Below are 23,074 nucleotides of genomic sequence, written 5' to 3' on the forward strand. Positions count from 1 at the left end.
CTACCTTTATAGTTTTTCTGTTGATGTGCGCTCTGCAGCATCTTCTGATTCAGTAAGCCCTGCTATTTTTACCGCCATCCCTTTTTGTGGGTATTCAGGTAAAGTAACAACAAGCTGATCGTCTGCCTCTAAACCATCACTAATATAGAAGTACTCACCTTCTTCGCGAATTACTTTTACCTTACGTGGTTCTAACTGCTGCTCATCATTAACTATCCACACGGTTTGGTTATTTACGAGCTCTTGCGGTAAACGATAGATATTATTGAGCATAGTACCGGCAAAATTTACTTGTACATAAGTACCAAACTTAATTGCAGGCTGCTGATTTACAAGTCCATAAGGGTCTTCAATTCTAACCACTAGGCTGCTCATACGAGTGGCGTTATCTACAATCCCTAAATCGCGGTCTATCACGGCTTGGCGAGTAAACCCATTTAACCCTGTTTTAATAACCGTTGCGGTTACCCCTTTAACGCGATCAGGTAAAAACACACTGTCAAAACCAGCAATAGGAATAATCACTTCACCTGTTTCAATATTATTAAGCTCAGCCACTTGAGCGCCCATGCTGACAAACTGACCTACACCTACGTTGCGACTCACCACTAATGCATCATAAGGCGCGCTCACTTCACAATTATCTAAGTCACGCTGCGCTCGTTTTAATGCAGCTTGTGCTGACTTAACCGAAGCCTGTGCACTCAATACTTGTGGTTTGCGTAAAAATAAGTCAGTGCGTGCTTTATTAGGAAAACGTTTTGCTTCATCTTCAGCTACTTGAGCCTGAGCCTGCTCTTCTATAAGCGTAGCTTGAGCGCGGGCTAATTCGGCCTCGGCTTGCAGCACTGCTGCTTCGTAGTTATCTTTTTCAATTGTAAAAAGGATTTCGCCGCGACCCACGACCCCACCTGCTACAAAATTTGGATGCCAGCTAATTACTTCACCTGACACTTGTGCTGAGAGCTGAGTGTTTTCTAGCGGCTGCATTTCACCATAGCTATTAATGATGACTTGATGATCGTTAGCAGCAACAGCTTCAACCTGTACAGTTGGACGAGTGTCTATGACTTGTTTTTTATCTGACTCTTTTGCAATCGCATTAATTGCAAAAAAACCAACCACACCTAATGCCAGAGCTACGAATGGAAAAACCCATCTAAGTACATTACCTTGCATTTATTTATTACTCCCAAATTTCTATTAGCATCATAATACCAAAGCTTGTTGAAACATTAACGTGACATTTGTAAGCAACTGTTACAAAAAAAGCATTTTTTATGCTTCTTCAGCTTCTATTAAATGCTTAAATTAAAGCTCGTTAAGTGTAGTAAAATGGTTTGTTACAATCTTTTACCATTATAAATCATAAAGCTAATCACTTTAGGTTAGTATTTATTAATCATACTGTGCGAAAAAGCATGACACACCGTACAGTAAAATTACATTAACAACTAAAAAAGACTAAACGATGAAATTAACCACACTTACCTTGGCGCTGAGTATAGCGCTTGGCAGCAGCTATGCTGTTGCAGCAGAAAAAAAAGAAGAAAAGAAACCACAAACATTAACTGAAATGATTAAAGGGCAAACCGAATTTGCGGGTATTTTTAATCTTTACCAAGATGAAAAAACCGGCGATCACTTAATGGTGATAAACGAATCACAACTCGATACGCCCTTTGTGTACTTTGCGCATACCATTGATGGTGTAACTGATGCGGGTCATTTTCGTGGGTCGTATCGTGAAACAAAGCTGATTGAATTTAGAAAATACTTTGATCGTATTGATATTATTAGTAAAACCCCTCGCTACTTATTTAACGAAAATAGCGCACTTGCCAAAGCCAGTGAAGCTAATATCAGCGAAGCCGTGCTTGCAAGTATAAAAATAGAAAAACAAGAAGAGGATAAAATAGCCTTTAATGTAAATAAGCTTTTTTTAAGTGAAGCGCTACATAAAGTATCTCCTACGCCTAACCCGAACGATAAAAATGCTAAAAAGCGTTTTAAAGTAGGTAAATTAGACGATAAAAAATCACGCATCATCAAACAGCGTCCTTACCCTAACAATCTAGATGTGGTGGTTGACTATGTATTTACTAATAGTAGCCCAACTGTTCGAGGCTCAGGTGCGATAAGCGATCCAAGAAGCGTGTCAGTAAAAGTTCAGCACTCATTTGTAGCTTTACCTGATAATAGCTACCAACCTCGTTTTGATGATGCGCGCATTGGTTATTTCACTAATCAGTTTGATAAAATGACATCAACTGACTGGGCACCATACCAAGATGTAATAAAGCGCTGGGACCTACAAAAGAAAGATCCAAACGCAGCACTTTCAGAGCCAGTAAAGCCGATTACCTGGTGGATAGAAAATACTACGCCTGTTGAGTGGCGAGATACAGTTCGTGACGCCGTACTTGCGTGGAATAGCTCATTTGAAAAGGCAGGCTTTAAAAATGCAATAGAAGTAAAAGTACAACCTGATGATGCCGATTGGGATGCCGGCGATATTAACTATAATGTACTGCGTTGGACTTCATCGCCTAAGCCACCTTTTGGTGGATATGGACCAGCATTAGCTAACCCGCTAACAGGTGAAATTTTAGGCTCAGACATTATGCTTGAGTTTGTATTTATGAAAAACCGCTGGATATACGATACGCTTTATACTCAAGGCACTATGAGCCATACACAACCAGGAAGCAACACTGAGCTTAATTGTTCTTTAGGTCATGAGTTACAACAAAACCTAATACTTGCAAAAGGCTTAGCAAATGGTGCTGATATTGAAGATACTGAAATGTTACGCCAAGGCTTAACTCAGTTGGTTTTACATGAAGTAGGGCATACTTTAGGTCTTAATCACAACATGAAGTCTTCTATTTTGTGGGATGAGAAAGAAGTTCACGACAAAAGTAAAACTCAAGGTATAGTGACCGGCTCAGTAATGGACTATGCGCCAGCAAATATAGCGCCAACGGGTGTAACTCAAGGCGATATTTTCCAAACTAAACCCGGTCCATACGATGATTGGGCAATAAACTACGGCTACAGCGCAGCTCTTAAAGATGAAGCAGCAGAACAAGCTCGTCTTGATAAAATACTCGCTCGCTCAAGCGAACATGCACTGGCCTTTGGTAACGATGCCGACGATATGCGTGCACCAGGTCGCCATATAGACCCTCGCGTGATGATTGGCGATTTATCGTCTAACCCTGCAGCTTATGGTGCAGATAGAATGGCACTGATCAATACACTATTTTCTGAACTTAAAGACAAAGCTACAGTAAAAGGCGAGTCTTACCAACAGCTTGTTACTTCTGCTAACAGCCTATTTGGCCAATACCGTGCGCAGGCAGGTGTGGTATCTCGTCAAATTGGAGGGGTTTATGTAGAGCGTGCCGTAGTGGGCGATGAAAATGCAGCAAAGCCTTTTACACCGGTGCCACTTGAGCGTCAAACTCAAGCAATGGCTATTTTAGCTGAGTATGTGTTTGCTCCAAATGTACTGCAAAGTATGCAGCCTTTGTATAACTTTATGCAGCAACAGCGTCGTGGGTTTAATCATTACGGTAAAAACGAAGACCCTAAACCGCATAAAATGATTTTAGGCATGCAAAAAGGTGTATTAGCGCAACTACTGCATCCTGCTGTGTTACTGCGTATTTCAGATACCGCTTTATATGGTAATGAATACAGCCTTACGCAATTTATGGAGGATTTAACTGCAAGTATCTTTGTTGATAGTAAAACCGCTAATTCAGTCAGTCATAATTTACAGATTGAATATGTTAATCAGCTAATTGCGATTGCAGGCCTAGAAAAAGCAAGTAAATACGATAACTTAGCGAAAACAGCCGCGCTATATCAGCTAACTCAAATAGCCGATAAAAAGGTTGCATGGGGCGCTGATACCGCAACCAAAGCACATAAAAAATATATCGACCGCTTAATTAGCAAAGCGCTAGAAGCATAAATAACACTGAGTAAACCAAGGCCACGTCATACGTGGCCTTTTTTACACTAACTCAAAGGTAAATAGTGCCTTTAAGGTACCTTACGGCATGACCCGTTAATGTCACTGTTGTATTGCCCACTTCACAGTGTAGCTTCCCACCTCGTTGTGAGGCTTGATAAGCACTGAGAGAATTTTTTCCAAACTGCCCTGCCCAATAAGGGGCAAGCCCAGTATGAATTGAGCCGGTTACAAAGTCTTCATCACCCCCACTGGCAGGCCAAAAATAACGAGAAATAAAGTCGTACTCAACACTCGGTGCTGTTGCAACCACATCTAATGGGGCTAATTTTTTTAGTTGTTCATTGGTTGTTTTCAGATCTACAACCTGCTGCTCATTATCATAAATAGCAAAATAAGCTTGGCGGTTTTTCAGCACTTTAACAGGTTGTATAGACAGGCCAGCTAATAGAGCATCAGGGATGAGCTGAACCTCTTCAGGGGCTTGTTTAGGAAAGGTCATAGCAAAGCTGCCATCGTTATTTTTATTAACTATAAGTTCGCCCACCGCCTCTGCGCTAAAGCAAACCTGCGCTATGTTATGTTGCTCACAAAGCACATAGGCCGCCGCTAAAGTAGCATGGCCGCAAAAATCAATCTCCATTAATGGCGAAAACCAACGTATAGCAAAGCTTCCATCTGCCGACTGACAAGTAAAAGCGGTTTCAGACACATTGTTTTCCGAAGCTATATTCAGCATAAGATCATCACTAAGCCAAGACTCCAATGGGATCACGGCAGCATAATTACCTTTAAACAGTTCACTGCTGAACGCATCGATTTGATGGATAGTTAATTTCATAGTGGGCACTTTTTATTTATTGGTCACTCAAAGTGCCACAAATGAAATTAACGGTCACTATAATTTTATGCCAACACAGGACGTACGCGATAATACTGCATACACGCAAATTGCAGCGCATTAGTTAGCAATATCATAATAAACATTAATATATGCGAAGTACTTTGCACTGGCATGGCAAGTTCAGCAAACAAACCACAGATACCTGCTATAAATTGCAAACTAAAATAGCGCGCACTCAGGTTACTAATATTCCCTGTTCGCAGTGTTTTATAGGTTTGTGGCATAACCCGAACCGAACTCATAATTAAGCCCACATAAGTTAAGCCGTTTAGCACAGAGGCAGTATCTAGGTTAGGGTTTAACAGCAACAAAAAAGGTAATAACGAAAAGCTAAGCATGCCAAGTAACTGCAGCTTCTGACGTTTAGCGGCATTATAACGGGCAAAAAAGTATAAAATTAAACCACTCAACAATCCTGTCGCAAAAAACGGCAAGGCAATATAAAAGCGAGCAAAATAAAGATTGTAGCTAATAAAGTACACACTTTGCGCTAAACCAAATGTCATCATTAGCAGTGATACACCCGATACACTGCGGTTTTTAATAATTTTATTAAGTAGCGGTAAAAAACTAAAAACCAAAATAAACACTGACAAAATAGGCAAATAATACGCCAAAGCAAACCTCGCTCGTTACATTGTTGTTAATAAAAAGGAAGAAATAAAACACTTTTTAAACATCTGTTTTTAAAGGCTTTATTTGTGTGCGCGCATTGTAGGGCTGGCTAGGTTTTATACAAGCTTAACGCTTACTTTAGTTTTTAGTGATGGCAACTTGAGTATACAAAAACCGTTGCCTTAACTTCACAGCTTCATTATTCTTTAATTGCAATGCAAATGATAACTGTTATCATGCGTATATCAGTAAGTTAACGTACAAGTTTAAGTAATGAGAAAAACACTATTTAAAGTTCATAGTTGGTTGGCGCTAATTGCCATTATTCCGTTAATTGTTATTAGTATTACCGGCAGTGTTTTAGTGTTTAAAAGTGAAATTGATGGCTTACTGATGCCCGATAAACACTTTGTGGTACAGCAGCAAGCTGCACGTTTACCTATGGATTCATTAATTGATAAAGCCGAAGCCTCCTTTCCTGAATATGTAGTAGGAAGCTGGGAGCTTTTTAATAACAGCACCGCTGACCGACTTTATTTAGTTAAGCGTGGAACTGACGATTGGTTTAAGTTGCATTTAGACCAATACACCGGAGAGGTTTTATCAGAACCAGTAAGCACAACTCATTATTTTACCGACTGGTTTTTAGAACTCCATTACACCTTTTTACTTAACGACTTAAAAAGCTTACCTGGGCAAACAGGTACCGTATTAGGGTTCTTTTTTGCTCTATTTTTATTAACCTTAGGTATTACTGGCTTAATTATTTACCGTAAGTTTTGGCAGCGACTATTTAGCGTACGCTGGCGCGCAACTTTACAAATAGTACTTAGCGACATTCATAAAATGACTGGGGTATTGGGCTCACCTGTCCTTATTGTTTTAGCAATTACCGGTGGCTATTTTAATGGCGCTGTGTGGTATCACGAAGTAATAGAACACGCAGAAGAAGAGCACCACACTATTACAAATAAATTATATAGTGATGACATTTCTTTTGAGCGCATTCTTAATGATAGCAAGCTGCAAATACCCACTTTTAATACAACTTTTTTAGTTTTCCCGCGAGAGCCCGATGAAAATATTACCCTTTATGGCGAAGTAAATACCAGTAATCCACTTACCAGTGAATACGCCAATACCATAACCTACAATAAGCAAACAGGTGAACACATGGCTAACTGGGATATTCGTGAAACCGGAGTTGGTTGGCAAGTAATAGATAGCTTCAGAAAACTACACTTTGGCTATTTTGCTGGGCTTATCAGTAAAATACTTTGGTGTATTGTTGGCCTTAGCCCTGTATGGCTGGCTGGTACAGGCTTTTATTTATGGCTTACCCGCCGCAAACGTAAAAAGCATTCACAAAAAAATCGTGTTATACAACGAAGAAACGCGAATGCTTAATGGTATAAATACTCAGCTAAGTTACTACCTTTAGTAGTAACTTAGCTAGATAAGCTATTTACAATGAATAATAAAAGCTTAACCACGCGCGCATTTCATCTTCAAAGCTGTCACCTTCAACACGCGACAGCCCAGCATTAAAAGTTAGGTCGTTTACGCCTGCAGGCCCCATCCCAAAGCTAAAATCACCTTGGTATTTTAAGCCATAACTTTGTGCATAAACGCTACTGTCTAATTGATGTTGCTTGTAATAAAGCCAAGGCATGCCTTCTTTAAAGCTGATGCCACCACCATAACCTTGATAACGCTCTGCAGTTGCACTGTAAAGGGGCAGTTCAGCAGTAAGCACAAACTCGCTACTTTGTTGCTGATTAATCATGTTAGAGCTAAACCCACCTAAAGCTAAATCACCATCGTCTCGCTGTTTTTGTTCAAAGCTCACAAACATGGGAATATTAAATACTTTGCCAAATACTTTTGTTGCCAAGTCATAACCTTGCCAATGACGACTGTGATTCCGCCCATCATAAATACTGGCATAAATACTCTGCCCTATGGCAAATGCTTGGCGGTCGTGTTGCCATTGCTGACTAATACTCAACCGTGTCCAATTTTTATGGCCATTTTTATAATCTGTATAGTTATAAGCCAATTCTGGGGTTAACTGTAATTGACCAAATTTCAATGGGTGGCTTATTGCAGCAAAGCCACCTCGGGCGTCAATATCGACGTTTAAGCTAGGTTGATATTGATGTGATGTATCCAAATTATAATCAAATAGCGCAAGCTTAAACTTTGTATTCAGCGCATTGTATTTTGCTTGTACAAAGCCTCCATGTAATGCACCGTCATGCAAATCAATATTATAACCCGCTTGTAAATCAAGTTGCTTTAATAGGTCGCTACTTTTTATACCTACGCTTAGCAAACTGGTTGACGCTGAATAATACTGTGATCCCAAGGCAAACGTCGCTTGCTGATCAAGTACTGCGTAATCGCTTGGCTCTGCTATCTCATCGGTATATATTTTTGCCGGTGGCAGAGTGTGCTTATTTACCATCAACAATGGAGCTTCACTGGTTACAGCGAGATCCGTCACGGCTGCGCGATTTTTTGTTGTTAGCGTTTTTACATCAGGGCCATCGGCATTAATGGAAAAATAAAGTAGTGAGCCATCTTCTGTTTCAATCGGATATGCGAGCGCTTCTTGCCCGTTAGTTAAGCGGGTGAGGGTGTTATTTTTTATATGGTAATTATAAATATCAGTCTTATTATTTAAGCCAGCAACAAAATAGATAGACTCCCCATTTTGACTAAAACTCGGCTGGCTTAAATATTGATACCCATTAGGCATTGGGACTGACTGCCTAGTATCACCGCCCAAATCTTGTATATACAACTGCCAATTTTCGTTTAATGACGCTGATAAATAAGCTAATTTTGTTTCATCGGGGCTTAGGGTCGGGTAATCATACGTCGTTTTTAAGCTCTTAGTAAAAAGTGGCGTGATTGTTTGTGTATTAAGGTCGACTTTTACTAATTCAGAATAACCAGCTCTTATTTGCTCACCGTAAAGCGTTTCACCATCGCGGGTAACACTAAAACGACGAATACCAGCAAGCTCAGTGAGTTGTTCGACGTTGCCAGTATCTATGTTATAGCTAAAAATGTCAGACACTTTGTTATAAATGCCCGATTCTTCACTACTGTAGGCATTAAAATAAAGAGTGTTATTGCCTACCCACTGCGGATTGGCAATACCTGCGCGATTTATTTGATTTAATATTTTTTTTTGTTCGCGCTTAAATACACTTGGCGCAGTATCAGGAATATCTTTAGCATCATCTTCAAGTAATTGCTTTTGTGCTTTAGTAAATTGCTGTTGCGCTTTAGTGTTGTCCTCAGTGCTATAAATGATGAGCTTGGTGTTACTTCTTTTATCACGCTCCACTATGGCAATTTTGCTGCCATCATCTGAAAGAGCGGGGTTGCTAGCGTATAAATCAAGCTTTAACCAAAGCTTGCTATTAAGTGGTGACTCGGTTTGCTCTTGTTGCATTGCTTTATAAGTGTACTCAGCAATAAATCGACGATATAGCTTGGCAGCGCTTTGCCCAAATACACCAGAAAATGCGTCGTCAAAATCTCGAGACTTAACCGCCCGCATACGAACCCATACATTATCGACCAGCTGCTCTGAGTAATTTTTCTCTAGCCAGTATAAAAAACGACTTCCCATTAAATACGCCATGGAGCCCGCCATAAAGCCTTCATCACTATTTAGTTGCCCATAGGTCGGAAGCGCTCCTTGCTGAGCAAACTCCCTGAGTATTGCCTCAGAATAGTTATCAAAGAGTCGTCCTCGGCCTGTCATTTTAGACTCAATTAAGGTGGCGTATCCTTCAGCTACCCAGCGCGGTGTATCGCCATAGGTTAAATCGTAAAGATCCCATACCCCTCTCATTTTTTGTTGCCACTCACTGCGGGTTGGCTGCGCTAAATGCACTAAGTGAATGTACTCATGCAATACTAGTAATTGCTGCCAGCCCGATGAGTTTGAGATTACCGTATCCGATTGTGGTGGCGTAGTAAAAAGCGCCATAACAGGATTATTAGAGGTTGGTAAGGCAAAGCCATTAGCTGCATTTAAAGGATCAAACACCACCACATCGACGATTTTATCAAGCGCACGGTTTTGTTGCTCAAGCACTTTAGTACGAACAATCTCCAGCTCTACTGCGGTCGATTTAGCAAAATCAATATGCTCACTACTAAAGTGTACATTGAAATGCTCGGTATGAATGGTTTGCCAATTAGCAGCGAAGCTTGGTGAGGCAAGTAATAAAGCGGATGCCAGCAGTGTCTGTTTCATAAAATTCCCTAAAATAATTCCTTAATACACCTAGGTTATTATTAAAAGGAAAAAACGGGCAGTAAAAAAGTGTAATAAAGCATGTGCAAATGTGTATTTACACCTGCTTTATTATTTAACCTGAACGCTAATTATTTACAACGGAGGAAATCACATCCAACTACGGGAGTCTGACTCAGCCTGCATAAGCGTAAAATCAATAATAAAGTCAGCATCTTGCTGTTTTAAATACGGAACATACGCGCCACCTGCAGCAAGTTGTATATACAGGCTTTTTAAGCCAGAGCGACGCATAAAAAAGGTACTCACACTGCGAGCGCTTTGTGCTTTGTACAGCTCAAATACCCGGTAATGTACGCCAATCATACCTTTGCGTACCACCATATAAAAACGCCCATCTTGTTGATGAAGATAATACCCATAACGTTTATAAGACAAAAATACTAACGTAGCTAATACCAAAAATAACGCTAACGGAATTAATACATTAAGTTGCATAAAGCTAATTAAAAACCCAGAAGCAACACTCGGTAGCAAGGCATAAAACACCATATTTTTATATAACAATGCCCTTTCTACCGCCTTGAATGCCAGCTTTTTACTGTCAAACCATGGGTAAATCCACTGACACACATTATCAACTTGCTCCTGCGTGAGCACAGGTAACACTAAGGTTTGTTTATTCTTTTTCGCCATACTTGCAGCGCCACCACTGCTGGCTTGCAAACACTCAACAGTAAAACGTTTCAATAGCCTAGCAATTAGGTTTTGCTTAATAACTATAGATTGCACTTTATCTAAACTAATTGATAGTTGATGGCGTTCTAACAGCCCTGCAATACGTTTAAATTTTTTATTTTTAAAATAAAGCTGATAATTATAGAACCGAATGAGCGACATAGTCACCGATAAAAACACCGCTATAAATACCAATACAAAAATCAAAGTAATTACTGCAAATACCGCTGCATTAGCCATCATACCCAGCTCTTGCTGATAAAAACCCTCTATTTTTGTTATAAACTGCTGCTCTAAAAAATCGATTGCCACATTCATAAAAGGGGCAATAGCGGCAAGCGCTAAAATGGCCATGTTCGACATTAAACCAAACTTAGCTATTTCTTTATTTGAAATGAATAAACTATTTTCGTCCTGCTCTTCAATATGAGACTGCGCTGTGTCAGCTACTTCTGCTGATGGTTGCTGCTGTGCTTTGTAGTCAAATACTTGTTTGCGCATTTGCTGGGCATAACCGCTGGTTACTCCCGGCAATACCGCTTCTTGGGCAACACTGCCGGCAGCATCAAAAATGCAATTAACTAAACCTACTGGAGTAAAATAAAAGGGCTCAGCTATGTTTACATTTTGCACTCGAGAAAACTTTAAGGTGAGTCGCTCTTTTTTAAATACGCCTTTATTTAGTAAAATTTCATGCTCGTCAGTAATACAAAAACGAAAACTACGGTAATACAAAAAACAATAAGCAAGCAATGAAGTCAAAGCAATCGCGAGCGCAACTTGCCCCCAAAATAGTTTATTTTCTACCTGGGTAACAAATACCACTAACACAGGCAGTAAATTAAATAAGCCGTCTTTGACAAAGCGAACACTAAAATGCATCACAAAATAAGCCAATGCCCAGGGCGACACTTTTTGCCAATTAAGTGAAGGTGGCGTCATTTGCGTAGCATCAACACTCACTGGCTGTAGCCTCGCTTGTGGTTTCATCGTGGCGATAGCTTTGTACAAATTGACGAATATTTTTGCACTTTTCGTGGGTCAGGCCGCTAATTTGTAAATCAGCACTCATACCACCTGCGCTGTAAAGCCGTAAACTTGCTAAACCCAGTTTTCGCTCTATTGGCCCACGATGTATTTCAATATGCTGCACTCGTGCTAACGGCAAAATAATTACCTGCTGCCAAATAATACCCTTTTTAAATGCTATATCGTGGGTACGTAATGCACTGCCTTGTAGTTTAATACTGAACACGCTGTATAACATACAAAGTAAAATTAATAGCGGAACAGCAACCAATAAGTAACCTTGCGCCATGGCTGCAAAATCTGTATTGAAATAACAAACTGCCGCTAGCACTAAGCAAAAAGGAATGAAAAATAACAACCAATTCAATTGTGCATGTAATAACGCTTTATCGGCAAGCGGCTCAAACACTATGCTTTTATGTTGCGGTAGATCGGTTATTTGTTGATTAGTAAACACACTTTGCTCCATTGGACTTAGCCAAGCCACTTTATTGTTGTCACTAAGGTATGACTTTGTTTAGGCTCAAGCGTAACCGCATCTTCAAGCACATTCGCTGCTTCTAGGCATAACATGCTTTTATAATCATCATCGGCAAAATTTGATAGCCGCTTTGATTTTTCAATCCATGGATTCCATAGTACGCACGACTGCGAGTTTTCTCTGCTAACACTGATCATCCCCTGAGGAGTATCAATTGTTTGAACCGCTGCGGCTTGGGTATAAACCATATCGGTTTCACGGGAAAAGTCGACCACGTCATGTTGCTGATGAGGCCCTTGACCAAATTCTATATATTGCGCCCCTTGCAGCCCTGCCACTCGGGTATTATTAATATCTTCTGTTGGAAAGTAAGTATGCAGTGCTTGTGTATAACTAAATGGTACATTACCTAAGTTACAGGTGGTTAAACGCACCTCTAATTGCTCTGATAAAATAAACTCAACCCGTAATGAAGACTGATGCGGCCAAAAAGTAGAATCTACCTGCTTCATTGGTAATTTAAGGCTCACAGTAACCTCGCTGTCGGTTTCATGCACTTCATCGGCTTGCCATACATGCGTACGGGCAAAGCCATGCGCGGGAAAATCCGTATTTTCATGTTGACCAAACCAAGGCCAGCAAATAGGAATGCCACCACGAATACTTTTCCCTTCGCTAAAGGTTTCATCCCCAGACACCCACAATAATGGCAATTTGCCTTTGGGTGTAAACTCAGTTATTTGCCCACCTTGTAAAAATATTTTCGCCTCACATTGGCGACTATTAATACTAATAAATTCTAAACCGCTATGTGTACGCTCAATACATACTGAGGGTGATAATTGCATTTTATTTCCTTTAACACTGAGACTAATTTTTAATACTTAACCTGAGTACAGGTTACTTGTACACAAACAATAATGCATGCTTAAAGCATAAGCTACATAGAATAGTTATTTAAATTGAGTTAGTTACTATACTTTTATGCCACATCAATGGCTAAATTACGACTAAAGTTTTACATCTGTGGCTTGCGTATCGCTTTTAACCTACGTAAGGTGCGCAACCTTAGCAAACAGAATGTTATGAACATTTAATAAATTAAAGATAATAAATACTATTTTAATTACTGCTCAAATTAATAAAAACCAATAAAAACTAATAACAGCGGGCTGAAATAACATATATCATTTGAATTCAATTTATTTGATGTGTAACATTTCATGATTACGGCAAATCATTCGCCTTCCATGAGACAAACAAATGCAAAAATATGACGAGTTACTAGTTTCTTTACGTAAGGTGATCCGTGCGATTGACTTACATTCAAAGCAACTTAATAAAACAGCGGGTTTAACAGGGCCACAACTGCTTATCATGCAGGAAGTGTCTCAAACTGATGGTATTACCGCCAGCCGTATTGCGCAAAACGTTAACTTAAGCCCAGCAACGGTTACTAATATTCTTGACCGAATCGAGAGTAAAAACTTAGTAACACGTGTTCGTAGTCAAATGGATAAGCGCCGAGTCAGCTTATACCTTACCGAACAAGGTAAAGAACTACTCGAAAAAGCACCACAGCCATTACAAGAGCATTTTATCGAAAAATTTTCAGCACTTGCTGAATGGGAACAGAGTTTACTCCTTTCATCAATGCAGCGTATTGCCGCAATGATGGATGCAGATAAGCTAGACGCCTCCCCGCTTTTAGAAGTAGGCGCACTGTTTCAAACTCCTAAAGAATAAAACGCAGTATAAAAACAATAAACTAAATTAGCCTGCCATTTTCCCCTTTTTCCACACTAAGAGGTGCATTTTTGCGCCTTTATTTTTTTAATCACAATCAAAACGGCTATTATGACTAAACTCTCAAAACTAACACTCGCCTTAATTTTAGGTGGTGTTGCTAGTAATTCTTATGCATCAAATCTTCAACCTCTCCAAAGCCAATTAACGCAGTTAAAGCAACAAGTAGAAAAGCTTGAAAGCAAACTCACTGAAAAAAAAGCTCAGCAACTAACTGATGAAGCTGCAAAGCCTGAACAGCAATCATCAGGAATAAAGATAGGGGGTGCCATTCGCGCTAACTACGGCATTAACTCTTACGATGATGACAATGAAGATCGCGGTGGCGACTTTGATTTTGATATTTTCCGTTTAAATGTCTCTGGTGAAATTAATGATATTTCAGTCAATGGTGAAGTACGCTTTTACGATTACATGACAGTAGTGAAATACGCTTACTTAGGGTATGAATTTACTGATGGCTGGGAAGGCCAAGCCGGTATAACCGCCGTACCGTTTGGTAATGGTCCTTACAATTCTCACAGCTACTTTTTTAGCACTAACTACTATGTTGGCCTAGAAGATGACTTTGATTTAGGGGTAGTTGCTAAGCGTAAGCTTAAAGACAACTGGACACTTGATCTTGGCTTTTTTAAAAATGATGAACTTGGCGGAGTTGATGGCTTAGCATCAGATAAAAACCACCGTTACTCTTATGACATTATTGGCAGTCGCCCTGCCGATGAAGGAACCTATGCCGAGCCTGCAAAGCAACTTGGTGAATACAACACTTTTGCTGGTCGAGCCACTTATCAACTTAAGCACAGTAAAAATATAACCACAGATTTAGGTGTATCGCTACTCAGTGGTGGACTACATGATGGTGAAGACCGCGCGGGTAATTACAGTGCGTGGGCCGTTCACTTAAACAGCAACATTAATAACTGGAACATTCAATTTCAACACGGCGAATACGACTACGACTTAGATGATGGCAGCAACCGCTTTGCAGTGGGTGCTTTTGACTATTATGACAGTGTGTCGAGCCAAGCCACAATGACCAACTTTAATGTTGCCTATGACTACGCACTAGAATGGGGCCCAGTTACCAACCTGCAGTTTTATAATGACTATGGGATCATCTACAACAAATCAGATAATAGCGCCAACACGTGGATGAATGTAACCGGCATGAGTATTACTGCTGGGGGGTTCTTTAGTTATGTTGATTTTGTACAAGCCCGCAATCAACCCTTTATTGGCGGTACCATTATTGGTGATGGCGATACCGAGCGCCGGTTTAATATTAATTTAGGCTATTACTTTTAATAGGTAGTGCAACCAGGAAATTCTCTTCCTTTGCTAACCCTAAATGGCTTAGTTGATAACATGCAACTAAGCCATTTTCTCTTCATTTTACCTTTTAATTAGCTTACCCTTTTACCGTTTAATTAATTAAAAAAGAGCTAAAGTGAGCATAAAAAACGTTTTTATTTATTATAAAAATTTCGGCTTTAAATTGCTGGGGCTACTGTGTGTATTACTCGGCATTATTGGTGTTGTATTACCCGTTATGCCAACCACACCGTTTTTAATTTTAGCCTTAGCGTGTTTTGCTCGCTCATCTAGCGCGCTTGAATCTTGGCTATTAAACCACCCTCGCTTTGGTACAACATTACAACATTGGCGCGCCCATCAAGTGGTTCCTGTAAAGGCAAAGTATGCTGCAGGTATAGGTATGCTAATAGGCTTTATATTTTTATTATACAACAGCCCTCCAGCTTGGATTATTGCCCTAGTGGCTGTTGTTGAAGTGCTGGTTATGGCTTACTTAATTTCTAAGCCCTCAGCTCCTCCTAAAAAATAAAGTGTAAAGTTTGGTAAATAAATTTGTAACAGCTAATGCAAATCATTATCATCCGTATAAATTAAATAACCCAGCTCCTTTTATGCCCTTTGTTAATAAACGCACTTTATATAGTACAAGTCGTACTCTACATATCTATATTTCCACCGCTTTGTTTTTTTTACTTATTCTATTTTGTGTAAGCGGTATAGTGCTAAACCATGTTGACTGGTTAAAAAACGATAAAAACAATGGCCAAATTACGGTCCAAATCCCCCAAGATCTGCTTACTCAAGCAAATACAAAATTAAATAGCCTGCCTGCTATTTATCCACAAATAGAAGCTTACTTAGCCAAACACTATGGGCTGAATAAAGTGAAAAGCATTGAATGGGAAAAGCAAGATTCACTGGTCATGCTCGACTACCCATTACCGGCAGGCTACGCCTACGCAGAGTTTGATTTTATTAGTGGCGAACTGTTACTCGATTATCAAACCGGGGGGTTTTTAAGTGTAATTGGCGATTTACATAAAGGTCGTTACAGCGGTGATTTATGGAGCTGGGTTATTGATATATCTGCAGTGCTGATGATCCTATTTGCCATCACCGGCATGATTATTTTATTTCAAAACAGAAAAAAACGCTTAGCAGGAATATGGATAACCGCCTTAGGTGTAGCAACACCTATCGTTATTTACCTGTGTTGGGTGCCACAAATAAAAGGAGTGTCTTAATGTTTAAAATTAAACCATGGCTAAGCATCATGCTGTTAGTCGCCGCACTATTTCAAATTAATGCTCATGCACAATCGCCAAGGTTAGACGTTGAATTAACCCTTACCGATTTAAACGTGCAACCCTACCACCGACCTTATGTTGCTGTATGGCTGGAAACGCCAGAGCGTAAACACGTCACAACATTAGCGCTTTGGGTACAAAAAGCGGAATGGTTTAAAGACCTACGTCAATGGTGGCGCAAAGCCGGTAAAAGTAATGCTCAGTTTGATGGTGTCAGCAGCGCAACCAAACGTGCCGGCACATACACAATTAGCTGGGATGGCAAGGATCTAAACGGTAACCCCGTAACACCCGGCAAGTATCTACTTAATGTTGAAGTTGTTCGCGAAGAAGGTGGGCGTGATTACAGCCGCATTGAGCTTGATTTAACCCAATCAGAGAAAATAACTATTGATGGTAAAAACGAATTTTCAACCAGCTTTGTCACTGTAAGCGCTAGGTAGCCCCTACTTATCATTCAAATTTAAAGGAAAAATAATGAACGTTAATTTATTAAAAACAGCACTTATTGGCGCACTGAGTTTATCAGCGCTGGTATCAACAACCGCAAGTGCACATGGCCGCTGGTTACTCCCTTCGCATACCTCGCTATCAGGCGATAAAGCGCATTATGTTATGATTGATGCGAGTATTTCTAACGAAATTTTTGCACCTGATAAAGCATTTAGTCCAAGCATAAAAGGCGCAGAGTACGACGATTCATTATTAATGGCGCTAGCCCCAAATGGCGAGCAAGTTACCGACACCATTCGTGCCTATTACCTTCAACGCAAAAGCTCTGCTGCAGTAAAACTTCAGCAACAAGGCACCTATCATATTGCGATGACGCAAAAGCCTATGTACATGACATTTTACAAAAATGCAGCAGGCGAGCGAAGCCGTGTATTCGCTAAAAAAACAGATGCCAACTTACCTAAAGACGCCAGCGATATCACCACAATTAAAACCATCTCTACCGTCGATACATTTGTTAGCCACAATGGCACGTCTAAACCGGCACTATTAGGTCAAGGCTTGGAGTTAAGTGGGCCTACCCATCCAAACGACTTATTTGTTGGTGAGCAAGCACGCTTTCAACTACTAAGCGATGGCAAGCCGGTTGGCGAAGGGATTGAAATAAGTATTTTAAAAGGTGATACACGCTATCGTAATACTCGCGGTGAGATTAAAGTAACCACAGATAAAGACGGGTTTTTCACCAGCACTTGGCAACAGCCTGGTTTATACCTAATCGAAACGTCTCAAAAAGTAACCGTCAATGAAGCTGGCGTAGACGTAGGTCGCTATGCACTATTTACAACCCTCGAAGTAGCACCTGAGTAACTTTTTAATTCCCTACAGGCCACATTAATAGTTTGGCCTGTAGCTTCTTTATAATTAAAATCTTTTAGCAAGGCTTTAAACCAAGTTAGCCACTTTCACTGCCTACATAAGCATAATCCTATATTTTAGCCTCCTTTTTTGTTCCTATTTCAATCTGTTATTCCGATCACTTATTTTTATAAAAATAGTTGAATAACATAGTCAATTTAGATCTTTGCGATGCACTAGCCGCTTATATATGATGCGCCCTTTTCAAAATCTTCAAGGCACGCTTAATGACTTTTCAGCATTTATCAGCTAATAAAAAATTAGCACTTAGCTTGGCTATTACCACCGCACTTAGCGCCTCTTTTTCAGCTGCTAATGCGGCTGAGCAAACTAACCAAGTGGAAGAAAATATCGAAGTAATTTCAGTAACAGGCACACGCCGCAGTTTGCGCAGTATTGCGCAAAGCACCGTGCCTGTAGATATTATTAGCAGCGACGATATGGCAAGCACAGGTCAACTTGAAATTAGCCAAGTGCTCGCTAACCAAGTACCAAGCTTTAACTACCCAAGTGCCACACTGTCTGATGGTACCGACCATGCTCGCCCAGCGGTTTTAAGAGGCCTTGCACCCGATCACACCCTAGTGCTCATTAATGGTAAACGTCGCCATTCTGGTGCGTTATTAAACTTAGGCGGTACAGTTGGTCGCGGCTCTACTGCGGTTGATTTAAACATGATCCCCACCTCTGCAATTAAGCGTGTTGAAGTACTACGTGATGGGGCTGCAGCCCAGTATGGCTCTGACGCTATTGCGGGTGTAATCAATATTGTTTTAAAAGATGCCACCGAAGGCGGCAGTGTTAGCGTAACTTATGGCCAATACGACAGCCAAATGGCCGGTGTACCGCAACTAAATAGCACTTATGCGGATGATAACGGCAACCTTGCATTTAATTTAGGCGACGATCGTCACGTTAACGACGGTAGTACCCGCACAATTAGCGCAAACTCAGGTTTTTCATTAACAGACAATGGTTTTGTAAATGTATCAATTGAATACCGTGATAACGACTCAACTCAACGCTCTGGTTTTGATCCGCGCGAACAATACAGCCGCCTAGATGATGGCAGCCTAGATCCACGCGAATTTACAATTGATCGCTACAATCACCGTTTTGGTAAAGCAGCGCTGGAAGACTACGCTTTGTTTTACAATATGGGATACGACTTAGAGAATGGCTTTAATGTTTATTCGTTTGGTAGCTATTCTGAGCGTGAAGGTAACTCAGGCGGATTTTACCGCCGCGCAAAAGACAGCCGCAATGTTTTAGAGCTCTACCCCAATGGCTTTTTGCCGCAAATTGCCACTGACGTAAAAGATTACTCGCTGGCACTTGGTTTACAAGGCAATAGTGGCGATTGGGCGTGGGATGTAAGTACTAACTATGGTCGAAATGACTTTGGCCTAGGGGTTGTAAATAGCCTAAATACTTCGTTAGGTACTAATAGCCAAACTGAATTTGATAACGGCGCCATGATTTACGATCAATTTTTAGTTAACTTTGATGCTAATACCAGCGTTGATTTAGGTCTACCCGATGATGTGTTTTTCACTATTGGTGCTGAATACCGCCATGAAAGCTATAAAATAGAGCAAGGCGAGGAAGCCTCTTATATTACTGCGCTTGATGAAAACGGTAACCCAATTGCTGCTGGCGGTGCACAGGTGCTTCCTGGTTTTGGGCCGCAAAGCGCAACCAATGAAAGTCGTCATAATGTTGCTGTATTTGCTGAATTTGATACTTATTTAACTGATAAGTGGAATGTAGTTTTAGCCAGTCGCTATGAAGATTACAGCGATTTTGGTAACACATTTACTTCAAAATTAGCCACGCGTTACAGTATTACCGACAACCTATCATTACGTGGTGCTGCCAGTACTGGGTTTCGTGCGCCGTCACTTGCACAAAGCTCGTACCGTCAAATATCGACTATTCTTGAAAATAACCAGCCTTTTGAAGTTGGCCTATTTCCAAGCTCTGCTCCTGCAGCGCAAGCATTAGGTGCAAAACAGCTCGATGCCGAAGACTCGGTTAATGTTACCGCTGGATTTGTTTATACCCAAGGTAACTTTAGTTTAACGGTTGATGCGTACCGCATTGATATTGATGACCGGATCGTACTCTCTGAAAACTTAAGCGGTAACGCTGTGCAGCAAATTCTAGCCAATGCGGGCGAGCTAAATACCGAAAGTGTGCGTTACTTTACTAACGCCATAGATTCGCGCACGCAAGGTGTTGATATTGTGGCAACGTACACGCTTGATTTAAATACATTGGGTGATCTGCGCTTAAATGCGGCGGCAAACATTAACGATACCGAAGTGACTCATGTAGATGCAAACCCGAGCGAGCTAAATTCTTTAGGCGATGACTACGTGGTATTTGCCCGTCGTGAAGTAGGCCGTTTTGAGCAAGGCACACCCGATAACAAACTAAACCTATCGGCTGTTTGGAGCTTTAACCAATGGCAAACAACCTTGCGTGCAACTCGCTATGGGGAAGTGGCAGATATTTCAACTACCAGCGATGGTGATGAATATTTAGATGCCAAATGGATCACTGATTTAGAAGTTGCTTATCGCCCTAACGATGCGTGGAAGTTTGCAGTCGGTGCAAATAATCTGTTTGATCAGTACCCACAAGCAACGGTAGATAACATTGGCTACTCTAACTTTGGCCAAATATTTCCATATACGCCTTATACACCCTACAGTTTAGATGGGCGTTTTTTATACGGTAACATTACTTACCGCTTTTAAGTAAAGCACCCATTAAAAATTGAGTAATTACAAAAGGATGCATCGTGCATCCTTTTTATTAACATTTAGTATTTTTAACCATATTTTGGCATTTTATCTTTTTAGCAATTATTGTCATTTCATATAAAACAATAACTTACATTTAGGCCTCATTTTTGCTCTATACTTTGTATATTAACTAAAATAATCATTATCAAAGGACTAAACATGAGCGCATCAACTCTATTCAACTTCACTAAGCCCGTTTCACTAATTAGCGGTATTTTATTACTCAGCGGTTGTGTATTTCATATATCGCCCAGTGTCGCATCAGTAAAACAAACTCAGCAGCTTACATTACCAAGTAATAACCTTGAGTATTTAACAGTATTGAGTGGTGCCGGTTCGCTCGAAATTCAGGGCTCTAATACTGCAACCAATATTAGCGTTGATGCCATCATTTACACCGCCGACATTGACGATGAATACGAACTCATCCTTGAGAAAAGCGGTACACAAGCAAAACTTGTTGCACAAAATAAAAGTAATAATGGGATTAGCTTTTACAGCGGGCAATCGCCAAGTATCAATTTAGTTGTTACCGTACCTAACACCCTAAATTTAGATATTAACGACGGTTCAGGCGATATTGTTATTAACGCGATGCAAAGCAATATTGATGTAAAAGATGGCTCTGGCAGCATTAATATTAATAGTGCTAAAAACTTAAATATTGACGATGGCTCGGGCAGTATTTACGTAAAAAATGTAGTCGGCGATTTAGCATTAAATGATGGCTCAGGCAGCATTGATATTGATAATGTCAGTGGTAATGTCGCAATTGAAGATGGTTCAGGCGAAATGCAAGTTACTAATGTAACAGGTGTATTAAACGTTGAAGATGGCTCGGGCGGCATAACTATTAAACATATTAATGGCGCAGTTACCGTAGACGATAACTCTGGAGATATGCTGATTGAACATATTGACTCAAGCGTAACTATTGAAGATGGCTCTGGCGATATTCGCGTTAATCATGCTAAAGGGCTAACAATTACAGAAGCAGGCTCTGGTGATGTTAGCATCGATAATATCTCTGGTTCAGTAAAGCTAGACTAATATAACCTGAACTCTGGTTAAGAGATTTACTAACATATTGAATCAAAATAATATTTATGTTTGTCTTCTCTAGCCAGAGATTTTCAGTGAAAACAAGGCGAAATTACGCGTCAATAGCTAGTCTATTGCAAGTAAATTCAACGCAGTTAGCGCTCAAAATAGCTGCTTGAGATAGATTTATTATCCAGAGTTCAGGTTAATATACTAAGTCCTTAATAAAAATGCACTTAGCCTTGGTTTAAGTGCATTTTTTGAAAGCCGTTTTATAGCCCGCTAATAACCAACTAACTCTGCATAACCTTTACCTTTAAAACCGCCTTGGGTTTTAATTCGCCCCTCCCAGTAGGGAATGCTCAATTGATTACGTGAATCGGGGTTACGCGCTTCAATTATAATAGGCTCAAACCCTTTAACCTTGAGGTGCCATTTAACAGGGTAGGTTTTACTACTGGCCGTTGTTTGCGCCGTTTGGGTTGTAAGCTCAGATATTTTTAATACCTGCAAGGTCACGTCGTTATTGTCAATAGCGCGTACTTGTCCATCGGACGTAATGTGCGATGCATTGCAGTAATCATAACTTTGTTGGCCATTACGAATACAAAATGCCATCAAGCCACCCTGTTTTTTATCATCGGCCTGAATGCTAAACCAGTCCCAACCATTTTGGGTAGGATCGATTAACGCCGAAGACCACTCTCTGTCTAACCAAGCATCTCCAGTTACTTTAAAAGTTTTACCCGCAAATGTGATGTCGCCTTTGGCTTGTAGAAACGGATAGCTGTAATAGTAAGAGGCATGCCCCTGGTGGGTTTTTTGGCTATAACCTTGCTCGCCATGCTTTACAAGCGGGCTATTAGCCAGCACCAGGTTTGCACTGTAATTTTCCTGCTGTGCCTTTAAGCTAAGCGGTAAAAATGCTGCTTTTTTACTTGCTAGCTGCCAATCATCTAGGCGAGCCTCAAATGGCTGTGCTGTTATATTTACTTGCCCCGAGCGGCCATATTTCTCGAACGCCTGATGCTGGGTATCGGTTTGTATTGCAAAGTGAGCAAAGTAAAGCTGCCCATTCCACCAAGGTGATGGTTCTGTTTGTGTGCTTTGCTCATCAACCGAGAGCCTAAATAAAGTCCATTGCACACCAAATGTGTCGCCATTATCTGCTTTTAAATTAGCAGTTACGTACCACCATTCAATTCCTTGTTGATGATGCGCCCCATGATCACGTGGAAAGCTCAGCCCTTGGCGTTTATTTACAGGTTCACCAAATTGTTGTGCAAACCCGCTATGCATTGGTTTATTTTTATTTACTTGCTCTGCTTCGGGCTGGCACGCGCTTAATGCGCCAATAAAAATAAAGGTAACGGCTGCTTTTAGTCTATTCATGT

General features: G+C 40.5%; 18 protein-coding genes. 10 read left to right on the forward strand and 8 right to left on the reverse strand.

Going from position 1 to position 23,074, the window contains the following annotated elements:
- Positions 1-6 precede the first annotated feature (6 nt).
- Positions 7-1,179 carry an efflux RND transporter periplasmic adaptor subunit gene (locus BW139_RS12040; protein ID WP_008112854.1) on the reverse strand — a complete coding sequence of 391 codons (1,173 nt, stop codon included), beginning with the start codon at positions 1,177-1,179 and terminating at the stop codon, positions 7-9.
- Between the two features lie 292 nt (positions 1,180-1,471).
- Between BW139_RS12040 and BW139_RS12045 the strand changes: the two genes are divergently transcribed.
- Entirely contained in the window at positions 1,472-3,982 is a 2,511-nt protein-coding gene (locus tag BW139_RS12045; protein ID WP_076919829.1) for a zinc-dependent metalloprotease, read from the forward strand.
- 52 nt (positions 3,983-4,034) lie between these two features.
- Here BW139_RS12045 and BW139_RS12050 read toward each other — a convergent pair whose 3' ends face one another.
- On the reverse strand, positions 4,035-4,823 hold the full coding sequence (locus BW139_RS12050; RefSeq protein WP_076919830.1) for a PhzF family phenazine biosynthesis protein: 789 nt from the start codon (positions 4,821-4,823) through the stop codon (positions 4,035-4,037).
- A 65-nt stretch (positions 4,824-4,888) separates the two neighbouring features.
- Positions 4,889-5,503 (reverse strand): PQ-loop domain-containing transporter, encoded by a 615-nt coding sequence (locus tag BW139_RS12055; RefSeq protein WP_016899022.1) that lies wholly within the window; start codon positions 5,501-5,503, stop codon positions 4,889-4,891.
- A gap of 271 nt (positions 5,504-5,774) precedes the next feature.
- Between BW139_RS12055 and BW139_RS12060 the strand changes: the two genes are divergently transcribed.
- Positions 5,775-6,908: a PepSY domain-containing protein gene (locus BW139_RS12060; RefSeq protein ID WP_076919831.1), complete on the forward strand. Its 1,134-nt coding sequence runs from the start codon at positions 5,775-5,777 to the stop codon at positions 6,906-6,908.
- Positions 6,909-6,966: 58 nt separating this feature from the next.
- Here the strand turns inward: BW139_RS12060 and BW139_RS12065 are convergent, their stop codons facing one another.
- The 4 genes from BW139_RS12065 to BW139_RS12080 all read right to left on the reverse strand — a co-directional run bounded on the left by BW139_RS12065 (position 6,967) and on the right by BW139_RS12080 (position 12,876).
- Positions 6,967-9,780, reverse strand: coding sequence for a PD40 domain-containing protein (locus BW139_RS12065; RefSeq protein ID WP_076919832.1), 2,814 nt, complete (start codon positions 9,778-9,780; stop codon positions 6,967-6,969).
- Positions 9,781-9,930: 150 nt separating this feature from the next.
- Positions 9,931-11,460, reverse strand: a complete 1,530-nt coding sequence (locus BW139_RS12070; protein WP_407070241.1) for a PH domain-containing protein — start codon at positions 11,458-11,460, stop codon at positions 9,931-9,933.
- Positions 11,461-11,470: 10 nt separating this feature from the next.
- On the reverse strand, positions 11,471-12,016 hold the full coding sequence (locus tag BW139_RS12075) for a PH domain-containing protein (protein WP_076919834.1): 546 nt from the start codon (positions 12,014-12,016) through the stop codon (positions 11,471-11,473).
- A gap of 5 nt (positions 12,017-12,021) precedes the next feature.
- Positions 12,022-12,876, reverse strand: a complete 855-nt coding sequence (locus tag BW139_RS12080; protein ID WP_076919835.1) for a D-hexose-6-phosphate mutarotase — start codon at positions 12,874-12,876, stop codon at positions 12,022-12,024.
- Positions 12,877-13,291: 415 nt separating this feature from the next.
- Here BW139_RS12080 and BW139_RS12085 point away from each other — a divergent pair, with 415 nt between their 5' ends.
- The 8 genes from BW139_RS12085 to BW139_RS12120 all read left to right on the forward strand — a co-directional run bounded on the left by BW139_RS12085 (position 13,292) and on the right by BW139_RS12120 (position 21,689).
- Positions 13,292-13,774 carry a MarR family winged helix-turn-helix transcriptional regulator gene (locus tag BW139_RS12085; protein WP_008112832.1) on the forward strand — a complete coding sequence of 161 codons (483 nt, stop codon included), beginning with the start codon at positions 13,292-13,294 and terminating at the stop codon, positions 13,772-13,774.
- 111 nt (positions 13,775-13,885) lie between these two features.
- Positions 13,886-15,142 carry a porin gene (locus BW139_RS12090; RefSeq protein ID WP_076919836.1) on the forward strand — a complete coding sequence of 419 codons (1,257 nt, stop codon included), beginning with the start codon at positions 13,886-13,888 and terminating at the stop codon, positions 15,140-15,142.
- 142 nt (positions 15,143-15,284) lie between these two features.
- Entirely contained in the window at positions 15,285-15,680 is a 396-nt protein-coding gene (locus BW139_RS12095) for a YbaN family protein (protein ID WP_076919837.1), read from the forward strand.
- An 82-nt stretch (positions 15,681-15,762) separates the two neighbouring features.
- Positions 15,763-16,395 carry a PepSY-associated TM helix domain-containing protein gene (locus BW139_RS12100; protein WP_076919856.1) on the forward strand — a complete coding sequence of 211 codons (633 nt, stop codon included), beginning with the start codon at positions 15,763-15,765 and terminating at the stop codon, positions 16,393-16,395.
- A complete protein-coding gene (locus BW139_RS12105; RefSeq protein ID WP_076919838.1) occupies positions 16,395-16,901 on the forward strand; it encodes a DUF2271 domain-containing protein in 507 nt (168 codons plus the stop codon). The genes BW139_RS12100 and BW139_RS12105 overlap by 1 nt, the downstream gene beginning before the upstream one ends.
- Before the next feature lie 34 nt (positions 16,902-16,935).
- A complete protein-coding gene (locus BW139_RS12110; RefSeq protein ID WP_008112822.1) occupies positions 16,936-17,781 on the forward strand; it encodes a DUF4198 domain-containing protein in 846 nt (281 codons plus the stop codon).
- Between the two features lie 275 nt (positions 17,782-18,056).
- Positions 18,057-20,591, forward strand: a complete 2,535-nt coding sequence (locus BW139_RS12115; RefSeq protein WP_076919839.1) for a TonB-dependent siderophore receptor — start codon at positions 18,057-18,059, stop codon at positions 20,589-20,591.
- 207 nt (positions 20,592-20,798) lie between these two features.
- Positions 20,799-21,689: a hypothetical protein gene (locus BW139_RS12120; RefSeq protein ID WP_076919840.1), complete on the forward strand. Its 891-nt coding sequence runs from the start codon at positions 20,799-20,801 to the stop codon at positions 21,687-21,689.
- 273 nt (positions 21,690-21,962) lie between these two features.
- Here BW139_RS12120 and BW139_RS12125 read toward each other — a convergent pair whose 3' ends face one another.
- Positions 21,963-23,072, reverse strand: coding sequence for a lipocalin-like domain-containing protein (locus BW139_RS12125; RefSeq protein WP_076919841.1), 1,110 nt, complete (start codon positions 23,070-23,072; stop codon positions 21,963-21,965).
- Positions 23,073-23,074: the final 2 nt, after the last annotated feature.

The organism is Pseudoalteromonas sp. SK18 (assembly GCF_001974855.1).
Lineage (GTDB): Bacteria > Pseudomonadota > Gammaproteobacteria > Enterobacterales > Alteromonadaceae > Pseudoalteromonas.